Origin of the sequence: Pseudomonas sp. NY11955 (assembly GCF_048068035.1) — a bacterium.
Classification (GTDB): Bacteria; Pseudomonadota; Gammaproteobacteria; order Pseudomonadales; family Pseudomonadaceae; genus Aquipseudomonas.
The window spans coordinates 1-526 of sequence record NZ_JBLUPS010000052.1 but is presented as its reverse complement, the minus strand read 5'-3'; the positions used below and the strand labels follow the sequence as shown (position 1 = coordinate 526).

General features: G+C 59.5%; 1 protein-coding gene. It reads left to right on the top strand.

Features of this window, described 5'->3' with window-relative positions; translation table 11 throughout:
• A partial coding sequence (locus ACNFBR_RS29260) for an immunoglobulin-like domain-containing protein (protein WP_416737880.1) occupies window positions 1-526 on the top strand: 526 nt, incomplete at both ends.

Below are 526 nucleotides of genomic sequence, written 5' to 3'. Positions count from 1 at the left end.
CACTGACGAGCCAGGCACTCCAGGCAACGAAGGCGACATCGTCAAGGTAACTATCACGGCTGACCAGGAATCCGTCGCCGAGAACGTCAAACCGACGTTCACCGTGCACGTGAACCAGCCGCTGGATCACGACCTGGTCGTGACCTTGAGCAACAACGCCCAAGTCACCATCAAAGCCGGCGACACCAGCGCGTCGTACGAGCACGCGGCACAAGGTGACGACGTCTACCAAGACGCCGGCGAAATCACCCTGGGCATCAAGTCGGCTGTGGACGTCACGGGCGCTACCTTCGAGAACCTGCAGTTGGGCGGTGATGCTTCGGTCAAAGTGACCGACACCATCGATGAAGTGGTGGCAAAACTGACCGCTACACCTTCGGTGACCGAGGGTGGCGAGATCACTTACACCATCACCCTGACCAACAAAGACGGTCTGCCGATCAACAACCACTCGGAGCTGTACTTCAAGCTGACCGATGGCACCACGGTCGTCGTGGCTGCCAACAGCACCACCGGTTCGGCCACT